The organism is Pseudophaeobacter profundi (assembly GCF_029697505.1).
GTDB lineage: Bacteria > Pseudomonadota > Alphaproteobacteria > Rhodobacterales > Rhodobacteraceae > Pseudophaeobacter > Pseudophaeobacter profundi.
In genome coordinates this window covers 1-240 of the sequence record NZ_JARJEF010000279.1, presented here as the reverse complement: position 1 = coordinate 240, position 240 = coordinate 1, and the positions used below count along the sequence as shown (strand labels likewise).

1 protein-coding gene is annotated in these 240 nt (G+C 51.2%); it reads left to right on the top strand.

Going from position 1 to position 240, the window contains the following annotated elements; all coding sequences use genetic code 11:
- Positions 1 to 123 (top strand): ATP-binding protein (locus tag P2081_RS20940; RefSeq protein WP_278924714.1); only part of this gene is annotated, 123 nt, incomplete at its 5' end.
- Positions 124 to 240 lie beyond the last annotated feature (117 nt).

The window sequence follows — 240 nt, the reverse complement described above, 5'->3', positions numbered from 1 at the left end:
CTCCTCGATAGGCTCACACACCGCTGTCACATTCTGGAAACCGGAAACGACAGCTACCGCTTCAAAGCCAGCTCTGAGGCTGCAAAGAAAACAGGAAAGGAGACCGCAACATTGACCACATGACCTGAGCCCCTGAATTTCCTCCAGTTTTGTGTAGAGTCCGCCCAACCGAAGGACGGACAAATGAAGACGAGATTCACGGACGAACAGATCATCCAAATGATCAAGGAGCAGGAAGCT